The following is an 8,656-nucleotide window of genomic DNA, read 5'->3' on the forward strand; positions in this document are numbered from 1 at the left end:
GGTCCTTGGCGGTCTTCTCGGCGACGACCAGGATGCGCCAATAGGTGAAGTCCTTGACCAGCTGCTGGTAGCCGTCGATCAGCGCATAGGACAGGTAGCCGGCCTTCCAGCTGTCCTGGCCCGCCGCGCGCAGGGCGGTCTCATAGTCGGCGCGGGTCGGCGGCAGGGTGGCGGCGGTGAACTTGGGGCCGCCATACATCAGGCCCTGATCGTCGACATCGAGGAAGTGGGCGGCGTCGCGGTCATGGTCGTGCAGCTTGCCCGAGCCCTTCCAGCGATCCGGCTCGCGGGCATATTCGCCGATCGCCGCCACGGCGTAGGGCGAGCGCAGGAAGGCGGGCATGTCGGCGGGCAGGCTCTGGGTGGCGGCCACCCCGACCATGCGATGGCCCGACGAGCCCCAGGCCAGGGCCGAAGTGGCGGGCGCGGCCAGGCCGGCGGCCAGGACGAGGACTTTCAAACTGGACGACAGCGACGACATGCGCACTCCAAGAACCAAATTGCCGGGGATCGACCTCGCCCGGCGCCGCGCCGTCTCGAGGGTCCCCAAGCGGGGATGACACGGGTTTAAGGCGCCCGCGCGGCCTTCGCCAGCACCCAGCGAAACCGTCGTTTCAGGCCTGCGACGCCCCAGCGGGTTGTCACGGCGGCGTGATCGGCCTAGAAGACCCCGCCCGACAGACACGCCGATAAGAGGATTCCCTCGATGCGACGACCGCTCGCCGGACTGATGGCGATACTCGCCTTGTCCACCGCCCTCCCCGCCTTCGCCGCCGCCCCGCCCGAACAGCGCAACGATCCGCTCGGCGACCTGATCGCCGGCGTGCTGACCGGAACCCTGCCTGGGTCGGTGGAATACAAGATGCGCGCCACGCTCTACCACGCCGGCGCCAAGGGCATCCGGGCGCTGGACAGCCTCGGCTGCAAGGTGGTCGCCATGCGCACCCTGGCGGTCGACAAGAGCGTGATCCCGCGCCGCACCGTGGTGTTCATCAAGGAGACCGTCGGCCTGCCCATGCCCAATGGTCAGACCCATGACGGCTACTGGTACGCCTCCGACGTCGGCGGCGCGATCAAGGGCCACAAGCTGGACCTGTTCAGCGGCGACGGCCGCGCCTCGATGAAGCCCCTGCTGGCCCTGAACCTGGCGACCCTGTCGGTGACCAAGGTCGGCGAGTTCAAGGGCTGCCCGCCCGAATAGGGCTCTACAGTCGCCCGGCCTCGCCCAGGCGATCCAGCAGCCAGACCCGGGCCGGCGGCAACGGCCGGTTCAGCGGTCCGAACACGAACTGCTCCAGGAAGTGCCCGGTGATGTCGAGCCCGGCCTTGACGTCGCCCGACGCCAGGCCGCCCTGGGCCGACAGCAGGAACGGCGGCAGCGGCAAAAGCTTGTCCTTGTAGGGCGCCCCGGCCTCGCGGCTGACCGCCCGGCCGGTGCGCGGACTGACATAGACCAGGTCGTCGAAGGTCCCGGTGGCGGCGCAGCGCGACAGGTCCAGGCCAAAGCCCAGCTCCTGCAGCAGGCCGGCCTCATAGCGCACATAGACCGCCGGCCAGATGTCGGTGATCTGCAGCACCCCGATCAGGGCTTCGAGGGCGTTGAAGGCCCCGGGATGGGCCTCGCGCTCGGGCAGGGCGGCGGCGGCGAGGGCGGCGGCCGCCGAGAGGCCGGACAGGGCCAGGGGATCGTCGAACAGGCCCGAGATCCCCTCGCCCATCGGCTCCAGGGTGGCGGCGCCCAACTGGTCGGACATCCGGGCGCGATAGCGGGCGATCACCCGCGACCCGGGCTGCAGGAAAGGCTTCATCCGCCGCGAGGCCGCGCCCGAGACATGGGCCGCGAACTTGCCGCGGTCCTGGGTCAGCAGCTCGACGATCGCCCCGGTCTCGCCATGGGTCCGGGCCGACAGGACGAAGGCGTCATCTTCCCACTCCATGCGACCGCGATATTCCCTTTATGTTCCCGGCCTAGGGACAGGGTGTCGGCGGTGAAGTCAAGGGTGGGCGCCGGCAGGGGGCGGCAAAACGTCGGTGTCACCCCGGCCGCCGCGAAGCGTCGGGGTGACAACGGTCGGAATGGCCGAAGCCGAAGCCTAGACGTCGAAGTCCAGGCCCATGTCGTTGAAGATGCCCCGCTCTTCGGCCCAGTTTTCCTTGACCTTGACGTGCAGGAACAGGTGGACCTTGCGGTCGAGGATGTCTTCAAGCTCCTCGCGCGAGGTCTTGCCGATCCATTTGATCACCTCGCCGCCCTTGCCCAGGATGATGGCGCGCTGGCCGTCACGCTCGACATAGATGGTCTGCTCGATGCGGGCGCTGCCGTCGGCGCGTTCCTGGAAGGCGGTGGTTTCCACCGAGGCCGCGTAGGGCAGCTCCTCGTGGACGCGCAGATAGATCTTCTCGCGGGTGATCTCGGCGGCCAGCAGGCGGGCCGGCAGGTCAGCGGTCTGGTCTTCAGGATAGAGCCAGGGGCCCTCCGGCATCAGCGAGGCCAGCTTGGCCATCAGGTCGTCGACGCCCGCGCCGGTGGCGGCGCTGATCATGAAGACTTCCGAATAGACGCCGGTCTCGTACAGGTCGTGGGCGACGGCCAGCAGGGTCTCGCGCTTGACGCCGTCGATCTTGTTGAGCGCCAGGATCACCTGGCGGTTAGCGGCCTTCAGGCCCTCGATGATGGTCTGGACGTCCTGCACCGAGCGGTGCTCGCCCGCCCCGGCCCGGCGTTCGCGCACGGCCAGTTCGCCCTGCACGTCGACTAGGTGGACGACGACTTCCGAGTCCTCGGCGCCGGCCCAGGCCGAGCGGACCATGGCCCGGTCGAGGCGACGGCGGGGGTGAAGATGCCGGGGGTGTCGACCAGGATGATCTGGGCGCCGCCGGTCATGGCCACGCCGCGCACGGGAAAGCGCGTCGTCTGGACCTTCTGGGTGACGATCGAGACCTTGGCCCCGACCATGCGGTTGACCAGGGTGGACTTGCCGGCGTTGGGGGCGCCGATGATGGCGGCGAAGCCGCGCGGGTGGCTTGGGCGGCTGTTTTGGGGGGTGTTTTCAGTCATTGGGGGGTGCGTGTAGCACCGATGAGGGGCCGGAGGGGCCGGAGCGATGCTTTGAGCGCAACACCCCTTGCTGCTCCGCCCGATAGCGGACGCCTGCACCCAAACAAACCCCTCCTCCCCGGCGAAGGCCGGGGCCCAGATTCAGCCGGAGCGTCTGGGATGATGCGCCTTTCAGCCGTGCAGGATCGTCAGGCGCGGGTGGGTTCGACCTGGGTCCCGGCCTTCGCCGGGAAGACGGGGTTCTAAGACGGTCGCCGTCTCGGCCAAAGCGAGAGCAAAGGGGGATTAAGCCCCTTCCCGCTCCAGCAACGCCCTGGCGGCGGCCTTCTCGGCCTCCTGGCGTGAGCGGCCTTCGGCGAACACCGGGTCCAGGCCCGCCACCACCACCTGCACGGTGAACACCGGCGCGTGGTCAGGGCCCTTGCGGTCCTTGACGGCGTAGGTCGGCAGGGGCTTGCCCTGGCCTTGCGCCCATTCCTGCAGGGCGGTCTTGGGGTCGCGGGGCTTGCCCTCGGCGGCCTTGTCGAACTCGCCCGACCACAGGTCGAGGAACACCCGGCGCGCCAGGTCCAGGCCTCCGTCACGGTACAGGGCCGCCATCAGGGCCTCGGCGCCGCCAGCCAGGATCGAGTCGGTCTCGCGGCCGCCGATCTTGCTGGACGAGGCCGACAGCCGCAGGGCCGGGCCCAGTTCAGCGGCGCGGGCGACGCGGGCGCAGGTTTCGCGGCTGACCAGGGCGTTGAGGCGCGGGGCCAGCTCGCCCTCCTTGGCCTGGGGGAAGCGCTCGGCCAGGGCCTCGGCGGCCAGCAGGCCCAGCACGCGGTCGCCGATGAACTCCAGCACCTCGTTGTCGGCCACCTTGGCCTTGGCCCCGTCGCCGACGCTGGCGTGAGTCAGGGCCTGCTCGAGCAGCTTGCGGTCGCCAAAGCTGTGGCCGATCCGGCGCTCCAGGTCGCCGACGGCGACTGAGCGCCGGTCCGTGGTCATTTCAGGACGCGGAAGAAGCGGCTGGGACGGGCGTCCAGGAACCAGGTCCAGGGCTTGAACAGGTGGGCGTTGGCGTTCCAGGACAGCAGGATGATCTGGGCCTTGCCGACCAGGTTCTCGGCCGGCACGAAGCCGACGCCTTCCTGCATGCCGATGTACTGGTCATTGGCATAGTCCCACTTGCAGGCGCCAGGGCCGGTCTTGAACGGCGAGACGCCCGGGTTGAAGCGGCTGTCGAGCGAGTTGTCGCGATTGTCGCCCATGAAGAAGTAGCAGCCCTCCGGCACGGTATAGACGCCGGTATTGTCGCTGCCGCCGTCGGGGCCGAAGTCCTGGGTGGCGTATTTGCGGCCTTCCGGATTGGTCTCGGAGAAGCGCAGGGCCGGCAGGGTCTGGCCGTAGCCGTTCTCGACCAGGGCCGAGGGCATGGGCTGCTGCTGCAGGGGCTTGCCATTGATATAGACCAGGCCGCCGCGCACCTGGACCTGGTCGCCGGGCAGGCCGATCAGGCGCTTGATATAGTCGATCTTGGTGTCGCGCGGCAGCTTGAAGACGACGATGTCGCCGCGCTTGGGCTTGCCGGCCAGGATCCGGCCGTTGAACAGCGGCGGGCTGAACGGGATCGAGTGCTTGGAATAGCCGTAGCTGAACTTCGAAACGATGATGTAGTCGCCCTGATAGAGGTTGGGCTCCATCGAGGCCGAGGGGATGGTGAACGGCTGGAACAGCAGGACGCGCAGCACCAGGGCGATGCCCAGGGCGTAGGCCACCGTCTTGATGATCTCGATGAATTCCTGGACGGCGCCGCCCTTTTCTTCGGGGGGCATGGTGTCGGCGACGTCGGTCATGCGGGCGCGGAGCTCTCAGACAAGTGGGTTGCGGCGAACCGGACAGGCCTAGCTAGACGGGCTTGGCCACAGGGGCAAGCTTTGCACCGGTTAACTCGCGTTCATGGCGCCGGTTGGGCGGCGCGCGCCAGCCTATTCATCCTCGACAAGAAAACGCAGCTCGACCGTTCCACCGCCCTCATAGACCGGGTTGCCCGCCAGGCAGGCGCGCGCGTCGTCGAGACTGTCGGCGCTGATCCTGACGAAGCCGACCAGATGGGCCGACAGCGGCCGCGCCGCGCCGTCCTTGCGATAACAGGCCCCGTCGCCGAGGCTGCTGCCGCCGCGCAGGCGGCCGGCCTGGATCAAGCGGTCCAGATAGGGCGGCCAGTCGGCGGCGCGTTCGTGCGTCGCGTCGCCATGCATCAGGAGAAGATAGTCGCCCATGCCGCCGGCCCTTTCGCGCGTCAGATCGCCTCGATGATCACGAAGGCCTGGGCGTAGGGATGATCATCGGTCAGGGACAGGTGGACCACCGCCGTCATGCCCTCGGGAATCATCCGCGCCAGCTGCTCGGCCGCGCCGCCGGTCAGGGCCAGGGTCGGCTTGCCTGACGGCAGGTTGATCACGCCCATGCCGGCCAGATGCACGCCGCGCTTGAGCCCGGTGCCCAGGGCCTTGGCGCAGGCCTCCTTGGCGGCGAAGCGCTTGGCGTAGCTGCTGGCCCGGTCGGGCTTGCGTTCGGAGCGCGTCCGCTCGACCTCGGTGAAGACCTTGCGCGTGAACCGGTCGCCGAACCGTTCCAGCGACTTCTCGATCCGCCGGATGTCGCAAAGGTCCGAACCGATACCGATGATCATGCGGCCAGCTCGACCCGGGCCGCGTCCATCAGGGCCCGCATCCGCTGAATGGCCTGGGGCAGTCCGACGAAGATCGCCTCGCCGATCAGGAAGTGGCCGATATTGAGTTCGGCGATCTGGGAAATGGCGGCGATCGGCTTGACGGTGGCGTAGTCGATGCCGTGCCCGGCGTGAACTTCCAGGCCCAGGCTGGAGGCCAGCGCCGTTCCGGCCTTCAGGCGCTCGAGGATGGCGGCGGCGCGCTCGACCTCGCCGGCCCGCGCCGCGTCGCAATAGGCGCCGGTGTGCAGTTCGACCACCTGGGCGCCGAGGCGGTGCGAGGCCTCGATCTGGCCGGGTTCAGCGTCGATGAACAGCGACACCCGGCTGCCCGCCGCGCGCAGACGGCCCGTGGCGGCGGCGATGGCGTCATAGCCGCGCACCACGTCCAGGCCGCCCTCGGTGGTGACTTCCTCGCGCCGCTCGGGCACCAGGCAGGCGGCGTGGGGCCGGGCCTGCAGGGCGATGGCGACCATCTCGTCGGTGACCGCCATCTCGAAGTTCAGCGGCTTGCCACGCTTGAGACACAGGTCGGTCAGCAGGACGATGTCGGCGTCGGAGATGTGCCGACGATCCTCGCGCAGGTGAGCGGTGATGCCGTCCGCCCCGGCCGCAAGGGCCAGTTCGGCGGCCCGCACGGGCTCGGGATAGCTGGAGCCGCGCGCGTTTCGGATCGTGGCCACGTGGTCGATGTTGACGCCCAGCCTCAACATCGGCGTCTAGCTCTTCAGCCGGCGGCTGCCGGGATCCTCGATCGGGATCGCGGCCAGTTCCGGCGGCAGGTTGTCGGCGGGATAGGCGGGAACCTCCAGGCTGCACAGCGAGACCAGCGGCACGCCGACATCGACCTTGCCGCCCGAGCGGTCGACGATGCAGGCCGCCGCGATCACCTCGCCGCCGGCCGCCTGGATCGCGGCGATGCACTCGCGCGACGACAGGCCGGTGGTGACGATGTCCTCGACCATCACGACCTTCTGGCCGGGCTCAAGGTGGAAGCCGCGCCGGAACTTGAAGCCGCCGCCCTCGCGCTCGACATAGATCGAGGCGACGTTCAGGTGACGGGCGGTCTCGTAGCCGGGGATGATCCCGCCGACGGCCGGCGACACCGCCACATCGGGCTGGCCCACCGTGGCGATGATCTTCTCGGCCAGGGCCTTGCACAGGCGCTCGCAGCGCTCGGGCCGCATGAACACCAGGTTCTTCTGCAGGAAGACCGGGCTGTGAAGGCCGGAGGACAGCACGAAGTGGCCTTCGCGCAGGGCTCCGGCGGCGCGGAATTCGTCGAGGACGTCATCATTGGTCATGACCGTGGGATATAGCCCCCGCCGACCGAGTCTTCAAACGGCCCGGTGACGCCTTGCGCGCGGGGCGGGATCTGGCTCTATCAGCGGATGACCGAACCTGTTCGTCCCGCGTCGGCTGCGGCGCCGCCCTTCTCGACGACCAGGGCGGCTGCTGCTGGTTAAGCGGATCAAGGCCCCCGAAGCCGCCCACTGGGGCGTGCCAGGCGGCAAGCTCGACTGGGGCGAGGCCGTCCGGTTCTGCGCCGAACGGGAAATCCACGAGGAGCTGGGGATCGCCGTGGTCGCCGGCGCGGTGCTGGCCGTGACCGACATGATCGCCGATGACCATCACTGGCTGCGATCACCTTTCGCGCCGAGCGCTTCTCGGGCGAGCCGGTGATCCAGGAGGCGCACGCCCTGTCGGCCTGGGGCTGGTTCGCGCTGGACGCCCTGCCCTCGCCCCTGACCGCCGCGACCCGCGACGCGGTGGCGATGCTGGGCGTCTAGAACGCGCCCTTGACCCGAAGGCTTCTAGCCCCGGGTCCGGTCCACGGTCTCGACCGGGCGGGCAGGCCGCCAAGGCGCCCGAGATGTTGGTCAGGTGCTTGGCGTCACGCACCTCGACGTCGAAATCCACGTCGAAGAAGTCGCTCTGGCGATGGTGCATGCGCAGATTGACGATATTGCGCCGGCCTCGCCGATGATGGTGCAGAACCTGGCCCAGCACGCCGGGCGCGTTGCCGATGGTGGCGTGCAGTCGGGTCTAGGGACACGGTTTTCGCGCTCGGCCTCGGGCGTCCAGTTCAGGTCGCGCCACAGATCCTCGCGGTCCTCGTATTCGGCCAGCTTCGACAGTCGATGGTGTGAACGTCCAGGCCCTCGTCGCCCTCGGCGCCTTCGCGCACGATGCCGACGATGCGGTCGCCCGGCACCGGGCTTGCAGCAGTGGGCGAAGTGCAGGGACACGCCCGGCGTCAGGCCGCCGCCGCGCACATAGAGCCTCGCCCCCTTGCCGCCCTCGATCTTTGCGGCGGCCGAGGCGGCGGCCATGTCGCTGTCCTTCATGCCCGGGAAGGCGGTTTCCAGAACCTGGCTGGGCGAGACGCGGCCGCGCCCGACCGCGTCGAACAGGGCCTCGCGCTGTCGATCGCGAAGCGTTCGAGGATCGGCCGCAGCGAAACGTCCTTCAGACGCTTGCCGGCCCGCTCGAAGATCTGTTCCACCGAGGCGCGGCCCAGACGCAGGAACTCTTCCTTCTCGGCTGGCGAATGTGGCGGCGGATGGCCGAGCGGGCCCGCCCGGTGACCGTCAGCGAGCGCCAGTCCGGCGGCACCACAGGCTTGGAGCCGCGGATTCACCTCGACCACGTCGCCGTTGTTCAGGGGGGTGCGCAGGGCTTCAGCTCGCCATTGATCTTGGCGCCGATACAGGTGTCGCCGACACTGGTGTGGACGCATAGGCGAAGTCGAGCGGCATGGCCCCGCCGGCAGGCTGACCAGCTTGCCCTTTCGGCGTGAACACGAAGACCTGCGTCGAGGAAACATCTCCAGCTTGGCGTGCTCGACCAGTTCCTCGGCGTCGCCGCCGTGCTCCAGCACCTGG

8 protein-coding genes and 5 pseudogenes are annotated in these 8,656 nt (G+C 69.1%); 2 read left to right on the plus strand and 11 right to left on the minus strand.

Annotated features, from left to right (window positions below; genetic code table 11):
* Window positions 1-481: pseudogene (locus CSW58_RS02620) on the minus strand (S1/P1 Nuclease); the annotation flags it as partial.
* Window positions 482-706: 225 nt separating this feature from the next.
* Between CSW58_RS02620 and CSW58_RS02625 the strand changes: the two are divergent.
* Window positions 707-1,201 carry a 3D domain-containing protein gene (locus CSW58_RS02625; RefSeq protein WP_099446193.1) on the plus strand — a complete coding sequence of 165 codons (495 nt, stop codon included), beginning with the start codon at window positions 707-709 and terminating at the stop codon, window positions 1,199-1,201.
* A gap of 4 nt (window positions 1,202-1,205) precedes the next feature.
* Here CSW58_RS02625 and recO read toward each other — a convergent pair whose 3' ends face one another.
* From recO to pyrE, 8 genes and pseudogenes are all read right to left on the minus strand, one after another.
* Window positions 1,206-1,937 (minus strand): DNA repair protein RecO, encoded by a 732-nt coding sequence (recO, locus tag CSW58_RS02630; RefSeq protein WP_099446194.1) that lies wholly within the window; start codon window positions 1,935-1,937, stop codon window positions 1,206-1,208.
* Window positions 1,938-2,093: 156 nt separating this feature from the next.
* A pseudogene (gene era, locus CSW58_RS02635) lies at window positions 2,094-3,058 on the minus strand (GTPase Era).
* 285 nt (window positions 3,059-3,343) lie between these two features.
* A complete protein-coding gene (rnc, locus tag CSW58_RS02640; RefSeq protein WP_099446195.1) occupies window positions 3,344-4,045 on the minus strand; it encodes a ribonuclease III in 702 nt (233 codons plus the stop codon).
* Entirely contained in the window at window positions 4,042-4,893 is an 852-nt protein-coding gene (gene lepB / locus CSW58_RS02645; protein WP_099446196.1) for a signal peptidase I, read from the minus strand. The genes rnc and lepB overlap by 4 nt, the downstream gene beginning before the upstream one ends.
* 132 nt (window positions 4,894-5,025) lie before the next feature.
* Window positions 5,026-5,319 (minus strand): hypothetical protein, encoded by a 294-nt coding sequence (locus CSW58_RS02650; protein ID WP_099446197.1) that lies wholly within the window; start codon window positions 5,317-5,319, stop codon window positions 5,026-5,028.
* 20 nt (window positions 5,320-5,339) lie between these two features.
* Entirely contained in the window at window positions 5,340-5,732 is a 393-nt protein-coding gene (gene acpS / locus CSW58_RS02655) for a holo-ACP synthase (protein WP_099446198.1), read from the minus strand.
* A complete protein-coding gene (locus CSW58_RS02660; RefSeq protein WP_099446199.1) occupies window positions 5,729-6,484 on the minus strand; it encodes a pyridoxine 5'-phosphate synthase in 756 nt (251 codons plus the stop codon). Before CSW58_RS02660 ends, acpS begins: the two co-directional genes overlap by 4 nt.
* A 6-nt stretch (window positions 6,485-6,490) precedes the next feature.
* On the minus strand, window positions 6,491-7,075 hold the full coding sequence (gene pyrE / locus CSW58_RS02665) for an orotate phosphoribosyltransferase (protein ID WP_099446200.1): 585 nt from the start codon (window positions 7,073-7,075) through the stop codon (window positions 6,491-6,493).
* 71 nt (window positions 7,076-7,146) lie between these two features.
* Between pyrE and CSW58_RS02670 the strand changes: the two are divergent.
* A pseudogene (locus CSW58_RS02670) lies at window positions 7,147-7,561 on the plus strand (NUDIX domain-containing protein).
* Window positions 7,562-7,679: 118 nt separating this feature from the next.
* Here the strand turns inward: CSW58_RS02670 and CSW58_RS15995 are convergent.
* Window positions 7,680-7,781: pseudogene (locus tag CSW58_RS15995) on the minus strand (hypothetical protein); the annotation flags it as partial.
* A gap of 334 nt (window positions 7,782-8,115) precedes the next feature.
* Window positions 8,116-8,656: pseudogene (locus CSW58_RS16000) on the minus strand (bifunctional (p)ppGpp synthetase/guanosine-3',5'-bis(diphosphate) 3'-pyrophosphohydrolase); the annotation flags it as partial.

This window comes from Caulobacter sp. B11 (assembly GCF_002737765.1).
Lineage (GTDB): Bacteria > Pseudomonadota > Alphaproteobacteria > Caulobacterales > Caulobacteraceae > Caulobacter.